Here is a 15,543-nt window from a genome sequence, read left to right as displayed (position 1 = left end):
TTAAAAATATCACCTCTATATATTTAATATATCGCCATGCTTGAATCAAAACCACTTCGACATTTTCTGGCTGTTGCGCAGTTTGGTAACTTCACTCAGGCCGCCAAAGCGCTGCATATCGCGCAGCCTGCATTGAGTATCTCCATTAAAAAACTCGAACAGACGCTTGAGTTGATTCTCTTCCGTCGAGGAGATAAATCCGTCACCTTAACGGAAGAGGGAAAGGTGTTGTTTGAACATGCCAAGAGAATTGCACAGCAGTTTGATGATGCTCAGCTTGCGATGAATGAGTTAAAGGGGTTGGAGAAAGGCGAGGTTCGATTAGGCGCTCCAAGCATGATGGGCAGTTATTTTTTTCCCCAAGTCGTGATGGCCTTCAAAAGCCAATACCCAAACCTAAAGTTGACCTTGATTGATGCAGGCACTGCATCTATTCGTGAAATGCTGTTAAACGGCGAACTCGATATTGGCGTAATCAACCATGAAAACGTGCCTGATGATCTTGAAACTGACCACCTGTTAAGCTCAGAAATGCTAGCAGTCGTTGGCAAAGAGCACCCACTCGCAACGCAACCATCCATCACCTTTGAAGAATTTTTTGCTCAAGAGCTGATCATGTTCAAATCGGGCTACTTCCACCGCGATTTTATCGATGCGACTTGTAAGAAGTACAACCTCGATATGACCATCGCCTTCGAAACCAATTTATTACCGATGATTCTTTCTATAGTGAAGCGAGAGTTTGCCATCACCGCGTTGCTTAGCTTGGTGACAGAATACGAGGAAGACGTGGTCGGAGTGCCATTTAAAGACCCTGTGAAGCTGAACCTATCTTTGGCGTGGAGAAAAGAAGGGTATCTGTCAAAAGCAGACCGAACCTTTATCGACTTCGTTAAGCGGTATGTGTGATTTAGAATGCAATAGACAAAACAAAGCCCGAACATCCTAGGTTGGACATTCGGGCTTTGTTTGTAGAAATATAAGTCTCTTAAATCACGTTAAGTGTTCTTTGAGTTATACATCTTATCGAAGTTCTTCTGATTCCAGCCGACCATCACTTGATCGCCGATCTTAAGCACGGGGATAGAACGAGCACCCATCGCTTGCAACTCTTTACGGCCACGCTGCATCTTTGCATTCGTCAGGCGGTAAACAATTTTCTTAGAGTCTAAATACCTTTGGGCATCTTTACAGTGCGGGCATTTGTCTGCGACGTACAATACAACACGTTTCATTTTTATAATCTCTTTTTGAGTCTAGCTCTTGGTGAATCTCGCTAAAGTGTAACGAATCCTAGGTGATTAGAAAAGTGTGATCAGTTACACTATGCGGCTCAATTTTCAAGACCACAACGTATTGTCGTGGTGTAACTCGTACGGTCTTTCAGCATGCATCCTTCTTTACGCTATATTCAAGGCTATCCTAAGCACATTCTTGATCCTGTTACTCAACTTGTTGAGTCGGGTAAATTGGTGCCTTGGTTTGAAGCTCGCTACCCAAAGAATCATGAAATAAAAAGCGAGAAAGCCCTGTTTGACTATGCGATTGAGATAAAAAATCGCTACATGAAAAAAACACCACCGATCAGCAAAGTGATTTACGACGGCAAGATACACCTAATCAATAATGCGTTAGGTCTGCATTCTTACGTTGCTAAGAATCACGGTGGAAAGATCAAATCAAAGAATGAAATTCGTATCGCCAGTGTTTTTAAAAATGCACCAGAACCTTTGCTAAGAATGCTGGTGGTACACGAACTGGCGCATATCAAAGAGAAAGAGCACGACAAAGCCTTTTACCAACTATGCTGTCACATGGAACCGGAATATCATCAACTTGAGTTGGATGCCCGTCTATTCATGATGTATTTAGATTTAAAGAAGTAGCCCAATGAGCCAATCACAAAATAGAACGACGCTAAGCCTGTCGAAAAACAGCACTTCATCAGCAAAAACAAAAGACAACCAAGCTAAAGAAGGCAGCGACAAGCGTATTTCTACAAAGAACACATCTGATAAAAGCCGCAAGAATAGTGCCCCTAAAGGCGCTGGCAATAACAAAGCAAAGCGACCTTTTGCAAAAGACAGCAAAGGCAAACCGGGTTCGAATAAAGGATCATCGAATAAGGGTTCTTTCAATAAAACGGCTTTTAATAAGAACGCAGCTCAGAAAAGACGTTCGGCTGAAAAACCTCAAGGTGGATTGCACCCAAGAAACCAGCACACTGGTCGCTATGACTTCGAGTTATTGGTTGCAGCCTTGCCCGAGCTAAAAGAACACCTGATCAAGAACCCGGTAGGTGAAGACACCATTAACTTCTCTGATCCATTGGCCGTTAAGCTACTCAACAAAGCTTTGTTGGCGCATCACTATGGCGTTAAACATTGGGATATTCCTGCAGGTTACTTGTGTCCGCCAATTCCTGGTCGTGCAGACTACATTCACAGAGTGGCTGACATCCTTAATAGCGATGGACAAGGCGAACCCTATAATCATGCTTCTGTGAAAGCATTAGATATTGGTGTTGGTGCAAACTGTATCTACCCAATTATTGGTGCGACAGAGTATAAGTGGCGTTGCACGGGAACTGATGTCGATTCAGTCTCTATCAAAACAGCGAACTTCATAGCGGAAAGTAACCCTAATCTAAAAGGTAAGATCCGCGCTCGCCTACAAGCTGACTCTGAATCTATCTTTAAGGGCGTGATTAAGGATAATGAACGTTATGATGTCACTATTTGTAACCCTCCATTCCACAGCTCTCTTGAAGAGGCGGAAAAGGGGTCACAACGTAAACTGGATAATCTAGCGGCAAACCGTGCTAAGAAAGCCGGTCAGTCGTTCAAGCCTGAAACGAACAAGAAGCCAGTTAAGTTAGATAAATCAATTAAGCAAGCTAAACCAACCTTAAACTTTGGTGGTCAAAAAGCCGAGCTTTGGTGCCCAGGTGGTGAAGCCGCTTTCATTATGAAGATGGCAAGAGAGAGCCAGCTTTTTGCTACTCAAGTCTTGTGGTTTACGACATTGATTTCTAAGAAAGACAACGTCGATATGGTTCGTTCAGAGTTGGGTAAGCTGCGAGCTAAACAAGTGAAAGTTGTCGAGATGTCACAAGGCCAGAAGGTAAGTCGCTTTATCGCATGGACCTTTATGGATGATGAGCAAAGACAAGAGTGGATTGCTCTTAAATAGTGGCTGCTCTTAGTTAAGGCGTTAAACTGAAATACGGACGGGCTTGTTGTTAACGCAACAAGCCCGTTTTTTGTGTTTTGCATATAAGCTAAGCAGAAAGCAACTCATCTAACTTACTCTGATATTTCTTCTCAAGTGCTCTGTTACCTGCTTTGTTTTCGAGATCGACCAAGATTTGAAGAGATGGGATTTGATAGCCATAACGCTGGTGGAATTTGAATAAACGGAGTCGAGCGTCATTGTAATCGGCGTCACTCACTTCAATTTTTGATAACTGTAGTATCGATTTTACGCGGTTTGGATCGTGGTCAATCGCTCTGCTGAAGTAGTATTTCGCTTGGTCGGTATTGCCAGCCTTAAATGCGCAAAACGCGGCATTTTCATAACTTGCAGACACCAAGTAGTAGTAAGGTTGATCGATAGCGCGATTAAAGTATTTATCGGCTTGCTCGTATTCGCCCTGTTTACACAAGAAGGTACCGTAGTTGTTCAATACATTGCCGTTTCTTGAATCAAGACTGAGTGCTTTGCGGTAAGTGCTTCTCGCTTCATCTACTTCACCCACTTGTTCGTAGTAATGCGCCATTGAAAGCCGAGCACGGTAGTAGCTAGGTGCGTGTTTAATCGCGAGCTCAAGGTTTTCACGCGCTCTAACCATATTGCCTTGTCCCATGTAGCCTAAACCTAATTCGATTCGAGATTCAGACATCGCGATAGGATCACTTTCAATCTTTGGTGGGCCTTCAGTGACAGAGACACAACCGACCAACGAAAGTGAGGCGAGTAGTACCAGACTTGATAACGAAAGGTGGCGGGATAATGAAATCGGATTTGAGAATAACGGCTTGGCAGGCATGTGAAGCTCCTTATGAACACCAAGCCATCATATGAAATCAAACCCGTTGAAGTGGTAAATCTATTATGGAATGCGACCCACACACCATAAAAAAACCGTGTCCAATTCGTCGTTTTATCAACAATATACTGAACACGGTTTATGTGTTTGTGAATCGGAAGAAAGAACTTAATCGTCTTTGGTAAAGTTGTCTTCGCTGAAATGATCCAGATCGTAAGGCGTTTGTTGGTAAACACAGTAGTTTAGCCAATTTGAGAACAACAAGTGCCCGTGGCTACGCCAGCTTGCAACCGGTTTGTTGTCTGGATTGTTGTTCGGGTAGTAGTTGATTGGTATCACAGGCTCCATGCCTTCACCCAAATCACGAATGTATTCATTGTGAAGCGTATGAGAGTCGTACTCAGGGTGACCCGTTACAAACACGTTTCGCTTATCTTTGGTCGCCGCTAGATATACGCCCGCAACATCAGAAGTCGCAAGAACATCAAGGTCTGTGTGCTCAGCTAAGTACTCTTGAGAGAAGTCCGCGTAGCGAGAGTGGGGAGCCAAGAATGTATCGTCGAAGCCACGTAAAATAGGGTGGTATGGGTTATGTATCTCGTGGTTGTAAACACCAGACAGCTTCTCTTTACGAGTGCGTTTTGGCAAATCATACAATAACTTCAAACCAGCCTGAGCCGCCCAACACACGTATAGAGTTGAAGTAACGTGCTTGTTTGCCCATTCCATGATGGTTTTCAGATGGTCCCAGTAGATAACATCTTCAAATTGAACCAAGCCAAGCGGCGCACCAGTGATGATCAATCCATCAAAGTTTCTTCCTTTGACCATTTCAAATTGGCGATAAAAGTTATCAAGGTGTTCAGTCGGTGTGTTTTTGCTTGGTCGGTCATCAATGCGCAGCAGCTCTACATCCACTTGCAATGGGCTGTTCGATAGTAGGCGTAAAAATTGAGTTTCAGTTTCAATCTTTTTCGGCATTAGGTTGAGGATCAAGACTCGAAGTGGACGAATTTCCTGTGTCGATGCTCTTGATAACGGCATAACGAAGATGTTTTCTTCACGAAGAACATCGGATGCTGGCAATTGGTCTGGAATGCGAATAGGCACAGCTTTCTCCCTAAGCTAGATATGTAGACGTCTATACATCTAAATCTATAGTAGTTTGATACGCTTGTCGATATGCAAAATGGATAGATGTAAATTATTTGTGTTTTCTATCAGAAGCAATCCACGCGCTTCGAGGGGAGTCTCATTGTATTCAGTGATTATCTGAGTCGTGTGTAAGTACTTGGTTTTCGTATGCTGAGCAAAGTCAGTTATCAGAGAAACTCGTTACTATTTACGATAAACTCATGTTTTCGAATTAGCCTGTAAAGTGACAGATGAAGTTAATACTTATTCGAGGGTTGCCCGGCTCTGGAAAATCAACAAAAGCAAAAACCTACGATGCATTGCATGTTGAAGCCGATATGTATTATGTGAATGAGCAAGGTGGGTACCATTTTGACCCTAGGCAGCTGCAACAAGCTCATGAGTGGTGTCAAAACACGGCTGAAAATGGATTAAAGCAAGGGTTTGATGTGGTGGTTTCGAATACCTTTATTAAGCATTGGGAAATGAAAGCCTACTGCCAACTTGCACTCAAATATAAAGCAGAATTAATTATCGAAGTGTGCCGAGAGCAATATGGCACTATTCACGACATCGAACCTTCTGTGATTAAGCGTATGGCGAGAGACTGGCAAGAATAGCCTCGTGCTTATCCAGCTTGGCTGAATGGCAAACAGAATTAAATTAATAGAACAACTTCAAGGTAACGATTGAAATGGCAAAGCGCTCTGTTGTGGTCGACATGACTTCTTATGGTATCTATTCCACATGGGACTCTAAATCTAAAGACCTTCCAAAAATCCAAGAGTTCACCACCATCGTTGATGCTGAAATCGACGTAGAGTTTGGCTATATCCTTAATATCAAAAAAGCCAAAGGGGAGAAGATCCGTTACTGCATTTATCACCCAAACATCACCACAGACAAAGGTGAAGTGCTCGAACCGTTCGATGGTGAAGAATATGTCGGTAACAATGACTGGGATTTCTACTTAGGTGACACTATCTGGGCACCTGTCTCGAACAAGCTAGGCAAATGGCGCATGACGGTCGAGCTAAAAGGCAACATCATCGCCGATAAGACATTCGACCTAGTAGCAAAAGACGAAGGCCAATTCTGGAAGCGTAGGGGGTTTTAGATAATCAGCGTGACAGATCCTTAAGAACAGTATCGTTGGGCTCTATTGATGAAATTTTAACTACTTATAATTCAAAGGCTTATTCCTTGATTATATCAATAAGCTAATTTAACTTTACTCAATAGGGCGCGCTCTGGATACTCGCTCAGATTCATAGTGTTTAGTTGTTTAAAGTAAGGTTCGGTCCATGTTAACTTTCATCTTTCTGTTAGCTTCGTCAGTTTCAGGCGCACTGATAGCGAAATCTAAAAATAGAAATATCTACCTTTGGGGAACGTTTAGTTTCTTAATGCCATTTTCGATCTTTGTATTACTCTTTCTGCCAGATGGAATTATTGAAGCTGAGAAAGCAAAAGCTGAAATACAGAAAAATACCTACATCGCTCAATACATGTCTAATCAAGCGCTATACAAAAAGAATCCGTTCTTGGAGGTTGTATTTTGCGCGTTAATGGAAGGAAGAACCGTTGCTTTGAATGATTTGTTACATGCTACGGATATTCTAGAACGCACAGAGAGCGAAGCTTAAGTAGGACTTCTCCTGTCTGGGTTTAAGTATTAATATATATTCAACTTTACCTCTTTCTTCATAATAGTCCCTAAAATACAATTGCTTATCTCTCAAAAACATAAACCTAATATTAATCCGTAAAGTTTAAATTTACGGATTAGAAAGTGTTAGCGATACTCGTCGGCTTCTAGCGCATGCTTAGAAAAACGTTGTCATTAGAGTCGTTTGAACCCTAACTGTATTCATAGGTTTAGCTTAGAGTTTTCAAAACTTTAGGTAGGAAGAAAAATGCCAAAGTACAAATTTGAATTAATCTTGGATGTTGATGAGTGTCAAGTCGTAAACAATGACTCGACAAGCAATTCTAGAGAAGCGTATGAAAATATTAATGCTGACGGACATGTGTTTCTCGGTAAAAAAGAAACTGAGATGGTCACGTCAGTCTTTATGGATAACATTTGGCAATCAATGGCGAAAGAAGATCTTGATTATCTACTTAGGCTAGGTTTGTCATCGCGCAGAATCGAATTAGGATTGAGGGACATTCAGGAATGACAACTAAGTTAATATCTGTGGTTTTATTTTCGGTACTTGTATTGTCGGGGTGCAGCACCGGAATTAATCATGTTGGTGAACCTCAACAGTTCAACCCAGACGGCATAATGATTGATGAGTATAGTGTTAACGATTACGGATATGGTGTTCACGTTGTAGCCGAGTATTCTGAATATCAAGGGATTAGAAGTTCAGAAGGCGGTTTTAGAGGGTGTACTAATATTCTCAATACCGTTTCAATGAAGCATGCGGCTAGTAAAGGAGAGCGAGTTAGTCGTATAAGTTGGCAACAAATGAAAGACTATGGCTATATCGATCACGGTCGAGACATCATTACCGATGTCATGAATGTTAACTGTGAATACTATTTCGATTATTTGAAATAGGTTTCTTGTTGTTTTTCGTAAACACTAAAAAGCCGAGTCACACGTCATATGTGGACTCGGCTTTTTGTCATTTACTAGGCAATAATCACCACCTAGCTTATTAGTCAGATTATTGAGTTACGTAAGCCACAACAAACTCAGTGATAGCGACCATGTCTTTCACTGCAATGTACTCTTCAGTGGTGTGAACTTTCGCCATACCTGTAGAAAGGTTAACCGTTGTTAGTCCTTTCGCGTTGAAGTTGTTTGCATCGCTACCGCCGCCAGTGCGTTTAGTGTTCGCTGTTACGCCAAGCTTCTCAAACGCTGATTTGATAGAAAGAATGTGCGGGTGATCGTCTGCAATAACGAATGCATCGTAAGCACGAGTTGATTCGATTTCTACTTCAGCGCCGAACTGCTTAGCGCTTTCTTGGAATGTCGAGATCATGTGCTCAACTTGAGCTGTTAGCTTTTCGCCGTTTAGAGAACGTGCTTCAGCCACGACTTTAAGCTCTGGCATTACGATGTTAGTTGCTTGACCGCCTTCAACAATACCGACGTTTGCCGTTGTTTCTTCATCGATACGAAGTAGGTTCATCTTAGTGATAGCGTCTGCAGCAACTTGAATTGCGCTGATGCCTTCTTCTGGCGCTAAACCAGCGTGAGCTGGGCGACCTTTGATCTTAGCAACAATCTTCTGCTGACCCGGTGCTGCGTTTACGATGGTGCCAATTGGGCCGCCTGTATCAAGTACGATTGCGTGCTCAGATTGAATGTAAGACATATCGAAGTTCAAAGAGCCGAACAGGCCGCCTTCTTCGAATACAGTAAACGCAATCTCAATAGTTTTGTGCTCTTGGCCTTCAGCTTTTATGCAACGAACCGCTTCCATGATAGCTGCGATACCAGACTTGTCGTCGCCACCTAGAATTGTGTTGCCTTTTGAACGGATAATGCCGTCTTCGATGATTGGCTCAATGCCGATACCTGGCGTTACTGTGTCCATGTGGCAGCTGAACACTGTGCTACCTGGAAGAGTGCCATCTAGACGAGCGTAGATGTTGAAACCGTTAGACACTTCTTCAGGAACCGCCAGTTTGTGAACTTCAAAACCTAGTTCACCGAGTTGCTCAGCCAAAGCTTCAGCAATCGCTTTTTCGTTACGAGATTCACTATCAATTTTCACTAGATCGCAGAAATGTTCTACAAGACGTTGTTCATTAATTTGGGTCATTGTTAATTCTCATTATGCTTCCGCTTGTTCAAAAAGAAGCTGCGGAGGTAGGAACAGGAAAATCACTATAACGCCAATGAGGCAGATGATTGCCTGAGTTAAATCAAGAAAGTTGCCTGATTATTCTAATTAATGAGAAAAACCCAACTCAGATCCACCAGTGCGCAGGATTTTAATCTGTATATCTGTCGGGTATAATGTTTGACCGCTTTTAAACATACGTCGATAAAATTGGAATGCAATCAATAATGGCACTGATAAATGAATAGAAACAATGTGTTAGGTTCATTCCTTTTAGTGGTGCTGATGAGTGTTGTTCTGGGGCTGTATTTGCTCTACCCAACTTATGACGACGATTTAAAGCATATTCGCCCTGAAAACCCGAGTGTTTATAGTCCAGAGAAAGAGTTATCGCTCTCTCAATATGGATCTGCGTTGATTAATATTCTCGATGTATCTCGTGGTGATCCTAATTTAGCTTCCCAACAACTTGAGGCTATCCAAGCCAAGTTCCCAGACCAAGATAAAGCCATCTATCGTGCTTACGAATTGATGATTTTGTCGAACCTCGCGCAACACAAGTTGGATACCAAAGCGGTTTCAGAATACGTCAGACAGATTAAAGCACTCGCACAACACGAACATATGGGTTGGCTAAAGGCCCAATCTCTCGTTGAATTGGCGATCGAATACATCAGTAAGGGTGAGCTGGCGGAATCTGAAATCCAAATCAGAGCAGCGATAGATATCGCGGAATCGCTCCACTATGAAGAGTTGTTGATTAAGGCCTATAACACGGCTGGTGTCATCAACAATATCCGCAATGACTTTCCTGAAGCTCAATACTTTTTCCATAAAGGTTTAGACCTTGGCAAGAAGTACCCTCAACACATCTACAACAGTAAGTTAGTGTCAAATATGGCACTGCTTTATATCTACTTGGAAGACTGGCCTAAAGCGCTCAAGCTGATTAAAAGAGCCAAAAAGCTCTATTACAAGAGTGGACTACTCGAAGCGTCTACCATCGGCGTGCTGCATGTGAATGAGTCTTTTGCTTATCTGCGCAGTGGTGATTTGGTCAAGGGCCGAGAAGCATATCAAAGTGCGGCTAAGCTTAATGGCGATAACGTGAGTGAACGATACAAAATCATCCTATTAAAAGCAGAGAGTGATGTGTTGTTGGCGGAAAAGAACTTTGAGTCAGCACGCCAAGTCGCAAACTTGTGTCTTAGATACCCAGGCGTGGACCAATATACACTTCAATTGGGGCAGTGTTACTTAAATAGAGCCTTGGCAAATATCGGTTTGAACCGAGATAACTTTGTCTTTGCTGATCTAAAGCGATCGTCTGCAATGTTCGATGTTGTGGGGACTCGCAGCTGGAAGGTCCTCGGCTTAAGAACACTTGCTGAATACTATGATTCGAGAGGCGATAGCGAGAACGCACTTCGTTACTTCAAACTCTATTACAAGGGCAACAAAGCGCTGCTATTTGATAAGCGCCAGAGTGATATCTTTTTACTAGAGCAAGATTTCGCTACAGCATCATTAGCTCAAGAAAACGAACTGCTTAACGCAGAAAAAGAGTTGGGTGAGCTAACATTAGATAAGCAGCAGCTACGGAATCGAATCGTTGTCGCGTTGGGTATCATGGTGATGATCAGCGCCGCATTACTTTTGATAAGGTTACGCTCGATCCAGAAGACCAATAAAGAACTACTCAAGCAATCTACAAGATGCGAACTGACAGGTTTATACAATAGGCGTTACTTAGAACAACGGTTAACTCAGCCGTTGCCACATCCTTTGTCGTCGTTTGGGTATACGCTCGCTATTCTAGATTTGGACCGCTTCAAACAAGTAAATGATACTTATGGGCATGATATCGGTGACCAAGTGTTGGTGGAAGTCGCTCAGCGTTTAGGGCAAATCTTATCAACAAATGATGTAGTGGCAAGATGGGGTGGGGAAGAGTTTGTTTTGTTGCTGGCTGGGAATCAAGATCCTAATAAAGAGCTTGAACTGATAAGACAAGCGATCGCTAGCCGACCGATTGATACGCATTCTGGCCCATTAGAATTAACCACATCGATTGGTGCGACGACTCATCTAACGGAGCAACAGTTGAATAGCCGTACCTATAAGAAACACTTGAAATCGGCAGACGATGCTTTGTATCAAGCTAAGCAGTCAGGGCGCAATAAAGTCGTTGTCATTTGAGTTCCTAAACTTGGTTAATCCCCTGCAATCAAGAAACCTGAACTTCAATAACTAAGCGAATAAGAGTGCTTATCTGAACTAATACAGCTATCTACTCTTATTCGCTTAATTAATACTGTGATTTGGCTTGGTGGGTTACTTAGCGACACCTTGAAGCATTTCAACCAATTCGCCTTCTGTCGCTGGTTCACTAGCGAGTTCAATTACCGCTGAAGCGCCGCCTTTTAACATGTAGGCTTGGGTTCCGCAGTGGTCATAGTGGAACCATTTACCATCTACACATACGTCGGTATAACATCTTGGGTCTTGTTTAAGTTCCATATCAATTTCCTTATTAACATTTGCCTAACGTTTTTCAGACTAGTTGATCACAAATCTAGGTAAATTGATCTAAATCAATCTAGAGTGTAATTGATGATTTGATTATCAAAATAGGAGAGGTGTGTCTAGCGAAGGGGCGACCTCTCGCTGAGCACTGAGTTCAAAGGTCGTGATTCTGGTTGGCAACTCTCGCTCTTTTGCTTGCCAGGTAATGCTTTTCTACATACGCTAGCCACTCTCTTAATCCCTATACAGACTCGATTGTGTTGGAAAATGACTAATATCTTTATCGTTGTAATTGTTCTGGTTGTGTTCTTTTACTTTATTCAAAAGTATGTGGTGAAACACGATGACACCAAAGACCACGCTTATCAGAAGAAGGGGGCGTTGATGTCGGCGCAACAGGCGACATTCTATAATGCGCTAAAATCCGCTGTGGGCAACCATGGGGAGGTGTTTGCGAAAGTCAGCATGTCGAACGTGCTTGTGCCAGCTAAGACGAACAACAAGAAGAATTGGTTTATCGCCAACAACAAGATCTCACGTAGTTACTTCGATTTTGTTGTTTGCGACCCGCGAACGCTAGAGCCCCGCGTGATCATCGAACTTGATAACGGCAAAGAACTCAATAAAGGGAAAGTCGATCGCGAAAAGCTACTGATTCACGTCTGTAAATCGGCAGGTTTACCCCTGATTGGAGCTTCAATTAAGCACAGCTATCAAGTGAGCCGTTTGAAGAGGTTGCTGGCAGCTCACATCGATTTAATTGAACAATCCAAAGAAGTTCGATTCTGTAAAAAGTGTGGTAGCCCGATGATCATCAAACTGGCAAGCCAAGGCGATTACAAAGGCCGACGCTTCTTCACTTGTAGCCGTCAGCCAAACTGTACCTACACCGAAAACTACAACGTTGTATTCGATGTAGATGAGGAAACGAACTAATATCTTGAGTCAAAATACTCAAGGCAGCCGTAAATAGCACAAAGCGTATCGATGTGTGTCACCATTGAAGTTGAGGTGAAATGTGATCTACTTCAAGCCATTGATCTGCTTTATGTTTAAAATTTATTCTGATTGTTGTTTTTAAAAGCAAACGAACTGTTTTGTGCAAATTTATCCTTGCACGCTACCCATTCACTCGTTATTATCCATTTCGTTCTGAAGCGTTAGCCACTTAGAAAAGCGGTTAGTTAAGTTTCACAGCATTTGCCCGCTTAGCTCAGTTGGTTAGAGTACTTGCATGACATGCAAGGTGTCACTGGTTCGAGTCCAGTAGCGGGCACCAGATTCGTTCTTTACGAACAAGCAAAAAAGCCCACCTAGTGTGGGCTTTTTTGTGTCTGAAATTCCCCGCTTTATGAATGTTCTAGTCTTCTCATCTCTTATGAGGATCTTTAGGGCTTACCTATCCAATGTTGTAGTCCGAATGTAGATTAACGTTGCTAGAAAGGTCGTTAGCATCAAAAGAGGGGCATGAGAGTCGTCTACATCGACCTACCTTCTAATCCTCTATATCGTCGCTTGTGAGAGATTAAGCGAAAGCTAAGTCGCTCTATGTCTCCTAGATACACGTATTACCTAAATAGCTCCACAGTGGACTTGTAGACGACTAATCGACAATCCCAACTGATCTCTTCGAAATACTGCCAAACACATAACCCTAGATCTTGAGACCAGTTGAATTATGAGTATGGCGATAAATAGATGTAAGTTCTTTCTGTTAATTAAATCTAAGCTATGGAAGGTTATATGTGCAGTTAAGTTTTGATTGGTGAGCTATAGAATAAACAAATTTATAACGACGTTAATTATATTTATTATCTATGATTTATTTCGGAGATATATCAAGATGTATGGATTTATTAGTATCATACCCTAAGCTAGTGAATGTACCAGAGCGTGATTGCCAGATTTTAAGAGAACGTTATTGAGCTAAATCAGCAACAAATGTTTGTTTGTAATTAGTTGTGGTTTGTAGCTCTTTTTTTATCCATTGGTTAAACAAGCTAAAGTCAGAATGTATGTGCCAGAAGAGGGATGCAATAACTCGTTTACCAAAAAAATCAGGGTGGTCTGTAATGACCTTAAGCTTATTCTCTTTTACGTTACCATCGATAAGAAACCCGGGTAAAAATGCGATGCCTTTTTGAGCCTTACATAAGTCGATGATGGTCCCTAGATCATCCAGTCGCCATAGGTTATATGCCGCGATGTTTGACAAGTTAAGAAGCTCTTCACAACCATCCATTAATAGAACTCGCTGTGATGCTGCGTGAGACTCAAAGGTTACTAAATCTTCATGGGCTACCCACCAACAGTTGACGTGAAATAACTCCTCTATATTAAAGTCGTAATTTGTCTTGTGATAGGGGTTACCTAACGCTAAGTCTATCTTTCCTTCATTTATGTAGTTCCCTAAAACGAAACTCGGTTTAGTGACGACAAGTAAATCCACATTTGGGAATGCCTCTGAAAATGCCAATAATGTCTTCTTTACGTTTTGATTGAACACCAACGGGTCTATACCTACCCGGTAAACTATCTGGTCAGATATATTCATTTGTTGAGCAATGGTGACCAATTCTCGATATTTCGATACCACAGGTAAAGAGAGTTGGAATAGGCGTTCTCCTTTCTCCGTTAGCCAAACTTTAGAGTGTTCTCTATTAAATACATTGAAACCTAAATCTGACTCCAGGTTCTGAACCGCTGTACTAACGGTTGACTGTGATTTTCCAAGCATGCGAGCAGCAGAGCTAAATGAACCTTCTTCAACTACTGCAATGAACGAAACAATATTTTCGAAATGTAGTTTCATGATTCGACTAACCTTTTGACACAAAGAAATTATATTTTTTATGGTTTGTTGATTCGAAGAACAATAGCGTGATGATAATTGTATTTCAACAAGTTTTATAAGGAGCAATAAAGCTTGGTCAATTAATTCTTAGGTTGCTTCCAAACCTTATATAAACTTTAGATAAGTAAGAATATTGACCCGTGTCTTACTTTTTCAAGTTTATAAATTTTAATTAATATTCTTTGTGGGAGTGGGTTTTATACGTAAGGTGTTGTTATTTAGATATTTGTTTCTAATTCTTCTGTTTTTATTGTGCTTATTCTGATCATTTTTTGCTCGACCTATTGATTAAATCGATAGGAGGTATTTTCCACTGAGTGGGGCCGGTAATTATAATGGCGACGAATTTTCAACAGCCCTTATAGGAAGAAATAATGATTACTAAGCTTTACGTGAAAACAAACATGTTTTTATCACAATTCAAGAACGATGAGCGCGGCGTAACTGCGATTGAATATGGTCTTATTGCTGTTGCAATGGCTGTATTAGTAACTACAGCAGTAGGCGCTGATGGCTTCATTGGTAAGCTAGAAGGTGCTTTTGAACAAGTAGCTACTGCTATTGACACTGCTAGCAGCTAACATCAAGCCTTATTAGCTAATGTAGAAGATATCGAAAGATATTCGTGCCAGACCTCTGTTTACATTGGTCTGGCTTGGTTAATTTATATCGTGAAATAAGATTTATTCTAACCAAATTTAGGTGGTATTTCTAATTTTTAGTCATGAATTGTATTTAGTGGCTTTGGCCGTGCTGAGTATATATGTGTCGGTTACTGATTTTCTCTATCGCAAGATACAAAATTACGCCCTGTACGTATTACTCTTCTTGCAGTTTTTCATATCCCCGTTAGATATTCAAATAATGAGCTTTTTACTGATGTTAGGTGGAGGGCTTATTCTTTATAAGCTGATATGGATTGGAGCGGGTGATATTAAATACGCCGTTATATTGTCACTTACCATCCCTTTTGATGACTTATTATTGGCGTATATTCTGACGGCTTTTGCTGGTGGTATTTTAGCAGTTACTTATCTAATGAGTAAAAAATTAATAAGAGAAAATGCCCGTTACCAAGAGGGTATTCCATATGGGATAGCCATTAGCATTGGATTTTACTTAGTCATTTTAACTCAACCTACGCCACATATATAAACCTCCAAGAATGAGAACAT

The 15,543-nt window shown here is 41.6% G+C and carries 18 protein-coding genes and 1 tRNA gene; 13 read left to right on the top strand and 6 right to left on the bottom strand.

What is annotated here, in order from left to right; translation table 11 throughout:
* Window positions 1-36: 36 nt before the first annotated feature.
* A complete protein-coding gene (locus MSG38_RS06635; RefSeq protein ID WP_248401337.1) occupies window positions 37-909 on the top strand; it encodes a LysR substrate-binding domain-containing protein in 873 nt (290 codons plus the stop codon).
* An 89-nt stretch (window positions 910-998) separates the two neighbouring features.
* On the opposite strand, the gene MSG38_RS06630 is transcribed toward MSG38_RS06635, so the two are convergent.
* The gene (locus MSG38_RS06630) at window positions 999-1,235 is read right to left on the bottom strand and encodes a glutaredoxin family protein (RefSeq protein ID WP_016786183.1); all 237 of its coding nucleotides are present in this window, start codon (window positions 1,233-1,235) and stop codon (window positions 999-1,001) included.
* A 153-nt stretch (window positions 1,236-1,388) separates the two neighbouring features.
* Between MSG38_RS06630 and MSG38_RS06625 the strand changes: the two genes are divergently transcribed.
* Window positions 1,389-1,886 carry a M48 family metallopeptidase gene (locus MSG38_RS06625; RefSeq protein WP_004734935.1) on the top strand — a complete coding sequence of 166 codons (498 nt, stop codon included), beginning with the start codon at window positions 1,389-1,391 and terminating at the stop codon, window positions 1,884-1,886.
* Between the two features lie 4 nt (window positions 1,887-1,890).
* Window positions 1,891-3,192 (top strand): 23S rRNA (adenine(1618)-N(6))-methyltransferase RlmF, encoded by a 1,302-nt coding sequence (rlmF, locus tag MSG38_RS06620; RefSeq protein WP_248401336.1) that lies wholly within the window; start codon window positions 1,891-1,893, stop codon window positions 3,190-3,192.
* A gap of 88 nt (window positions 3,193-3,280) precedes the next feature.
* Here the strand turns inward: rlmF and pilW are convergent, their stop codons facing one another.
* Both pilW and metA read right to left on the bottom strand, forming a co-directional pair.
* Complete coding sequence (pilW, locus tag MSG38_RS06615; RefSeq protein ID WP_050621457.1) at window positions 3,281-4,048, bottom strand: type IV pilus biogenesis/stability protein PilW; 768 nt, start codon at window positions 4,046-4,048, stop codon at window positions 3,281-3,283.
* 168 nt (window positions 4,049-4,216) lie between these two features.
* Window positions 4,217-5,158 carry a homoserine O-succinyltransferase gene (gene metA, locus MSG38_RS06610; protein WP_017059174.1) on the bottom strand — a complete coding sequence of 314 codons (942 nt, stop codon included), beginning with the start codon at window positions 5,156-5,158 and terminating at the stop codon, window positions 4,217-4,219.
* 275 nt (window positions 5,159-5,433) lie between these two features.
* Here metA and MSG38_RS06605 point away from each other — a divergent pair, with 275 nt between their 5' ends.
* From MSG38_RS06605 to MSG38_RS06585, 5 genes are all read left to right on the top strand, one after another.
* Entirely contained in the window at window positions 5,434-5,802 is a 369-nt protein-coding gene (locus MSG38_RS06605) for an ATP-binding protein (RefSeq protein WP_248401335.1), read from the top strand.
* A gap of 74 nt (window positions 5,803-5,876) precedes the next feature.
* A complete protein-coding gene (locus tag MSG38_RS06600; protein ID WP_048611912.1) occupies window positions 5,877-6,299 on the top strand; it encodes a DUF3859 domain-containing protein in 423 nt (140 codons plus the stop codon).
* A 187-nt stretch (window positions 6,300-6,486) separates the two neighbouring features.
* Window positions 6,487-6,828, top strand: a complete 342-nt coding sequence (locus MSG38_RS06595; RefSeq protein ID WP_050621455.1) for a hypothetical protein — start codon at window positions 6,487-6,489, stop codon at window positions 6,826-6,828.
* Between the two features lie 270 nt (window positions 6,829-7,098).
* Window positions 7,099-7,365, top strand: a complete 267-nt coding sequence (locus MSG38_RS06590) for a hypothetical protein (protein WP_248401334.1) — start codon at window positions 7,099-7,101, stop codon at window positions 7,363-7,365.
* On the top strand, window positions 7,362-7,751 hold the full coding sequence (locus MSG38_RS06585) for a hypothetical protein (RefSeq protein ID WP_248401333.1): 390 nt from the start codon (window positions 7,362-7,364) through the stop codon (window positions 7,749-7,751). The genes MSG38_RS06590 and MSG38_RS06585 overlap by 4 nt, the downstream gene beginning before the upstream one ends.
* 109 nt (window positions 7,752-7,860) lie before the next feature.
* On the opposite strand, the gene MSG38_RS06580 is transcribed toward MSG38_RS06585, so the two are convergent.
* A complete protein-coding gene (locus MSG38_RS06580) occupies window positions 7,861-8,967 on the bottom strand; it encodes a M20/M25/M40 family metallo-hydrolase (RefSeq protein WP_017059177.1) in 1,107 nt (368 codons plus the stop codon).
* A gap of 261 nt (window positions 8,968-9,228) precedes the next feature.
* Here MSG38_RS06580 and MSG38_RS06575 point away from each other — a divergent pair, with 261 nt between their 5' ends.
* Window positions 9,229-11,187, top strand: a complete 1,959-nt coding sequence (locus tag MSG38_RS06575; protein WP_248401332.1) for a GGDEF domain-containing protein — start codon at window positions 9,229-9,231, stop codon at window positions 11,185-11,187.
* 135 nt (window positions 11,188-11,322) lie between these two features.
* On the opposite strand, the gene MSG38_RS06570 is transcribed toward MSG38_RS06575, so the two are convergent.
* Window positions 11,323-11,508 (bottom strand): hypothetical protein, encoded by a 186-nt coding sequence (locus MSG38_RS06570; RefSeq protein WP_017059179.1) that lies wholly within the window; start codon window positions 11,506-11,508, stop codon window positions 11,323-11,325.
* Between the two features lie 273 nt (window positions 11,509-11,781).
* Here MSG38_RS06570 and MSG38_RS06565 point away from each other — a divergent pair, with 273 nt between their 5' ends.
* The gene (locus tag MSG38_RS06565; RefSeq protein ID WP_061039097.1) at window positions 11,782-12,450 is read left to right on the top strand and encodes a DUF2726 domain-containing protein; all 669 of its coding nucleotides are present in this window, start codon (window positions 11,782-11,784) and stop codon (window positions 12,448-12,450) included.
* 266 nt (window positions 12,451-12,716) lie between these two features.
* Window positions 12,717-12,793: transfer RNA gene (locus MSG38_RS06560), tRNA-Val, on the top strand.
* A 639-nt stretch (window positions 12,794-13,432) separates the two neighbouring features.
* On the opposite strand, the gene MSG38_RS06555 is transcribed toward MSG38_RS06560, so the two are convergent.
* Window positions 13,433-14,326 carry a LysR family transcriptional regulator gene (locus tag MSG38_RS06555; RefSeq protein ID WP_048611321.1) on the bottom strand — a complete coding sequence of 298 codons (894 nt, stop codon included), beginning with the start codon at window positions 14,324-14,326 and terminating at the stop codon, window positions 13,433-13,435.
* A gap of 416 nt (window positions 14,327-14,742) precedes the next feature.
* On the opposite strand from MSG38_RS06555, the gene MSG38_RS06550 reads away from it, so the two are divergent.
* Both MSG38_RS06550 and MSG38_RS06545 read left to right on the top strand, forming a co-directional pair.
* Entirely contained in the window at window positions 14,743-14,949 is a 207-nt protein-coding gene (locus MSG38_RS06550; protein ID WP_048611318.1) for a Flp family type IVb pilin, read from the top strand.
* A gap of 148 nt (window positions 14,950-15,097) precedes the next feature.
* Complete coding sequence (locus MSG38_RS06545; protein WP_248401481.1) at window positions 15,098-15,523, top strand: prepilin peptidase; 426 nt, start codon at window positions 15,098-15,100, stop codon at window positions 15,521-15,523.
* The last annotated feature ends 20 nt before the right edge of the window (window positions 15,524-15,543 follow it).

Source organism: Vibrio sp. 1CM24A (genome assembly GCF_023161725.1).
Taxonomy (GTDB): domain Bacteria; phylum Pseudomonadota; class Gammaproteobacteria; order Enterobacterales; family Vibrionaceae; genus Vibrio; species Vibrio coralliirubri.
This window is presented reverse-complemented; position numbering and strand designations above follow the sequence as displayed.

Bases quoted from the DNA above. Each gene is read 5' to 3' on its own strand.
- MSG38_RS06635 (WP_248401337.1), top strand. From the start codon at position 37: ATGCTTGAATCAAAACCACTTCGACATTTTCTGGCTGTTGCGCAGTTT.
- MSG38_RS06630 (WP_016786183.1), bottom strand. From the start codon at position 1,235: ATGAAACGTGTTGTATTGTACGTCGCAGACAAATGCCCGCACTGTAAA.
- MSG38_RS06625 (WP_004734935.1), top strand. From the start codon at position 1,389: ATGCATCCTTCTTTACGCTATATTCAAGGCTATCCTAAGCACATTCTT.
- rlmF (WP_248401336.1), top strand. From the start codon at position 1,891: ATGAGCCAATCACAAAATAGAACGACGCTAAGCCTGTCGAAAAACAGC.
- pilW (WP_050621457.1), bottom strand. From the start codon at position 4,048: ATGCCTGCCAAGCCGTTATTCTCAAATCCGATTTCATTATCCCGCCAC.
- MSG38_RS06605 (WP_248401335.1), top strand. From the start codon at position 5,434: ATGAAGTTAATACTTATTCGAGGGTTGCCCGGCTCTGGAAAATCAACA.
- MSG38_RS06600 (WP_048611912.1), top strand. From the start codon at position 5,877: ATGGCAAAGCGCTCTGTTGTGGTCGACATGACTTCTTATGGTATCTAT.
- MSG38_RS06595 (WP_050621455.1), top strand. From the start codon at position 6,487: ATGTTAACTTTCATCTTTCTGTTAGCTTCGTCAGTTTCAGGCGCACTG.
- MSG38_RS06590 (WP_248401334.1), top strand. From the start codon at position 7,099: ATGCCAAAGTACAAATTTGAATTAATCTTGGATGTTGATGAGTGTCAA.
- MSG38_RS06585 (WP_248401333.1), top strand. From the start codon at position 7,362: ATGACAACTAAGTTAATATCTGTGGTTTTATTTTCGGTACTTGTATTG.
- MSG38_RS06580 (WP_017059177.1), bottom strand. From the start codon at position 8,967: ATGACCCAAATTAATGAACAACGTCTTGTAGAACATTTCTGCGATCTA.
- MSG38_RS06575 (WP_248401332.1), top strand. From the start codon at position 9,229: ATGAATAGAAACAATGTGTTAGGTTCATTCCTTTTAGTGGTGCTGATG.
- MSG38_RS06570 (WP_017059179.1), bottom strand. From the start codon at position 11,508: ATGGAACTTAAACAAGACCCAAGATGTTATACCGACGTATGTGTAGAT.
- MSG38_RS06565 (WP_061039097.1), top strand. From the start codon at position 11,782: ATGACTAATATCTTTATCGTTGTAATTGTTCTGGTTGTGTTCTTTTAC.
- MSG38_RS06555 (WP_048611321.1), bottom strand. From the start codon at position 14,326: ATGAAACTACATTTCGAAAATATTGTTTCGTTCATTGCAGTAGTTGAA.
- MSG38_RS06550 (WP_048611318.1), top strand. From the start codon at position 14,743: ATGATTACTAAGCTTTACGTGAAAACAAACATGTTTTTATCACAATTC.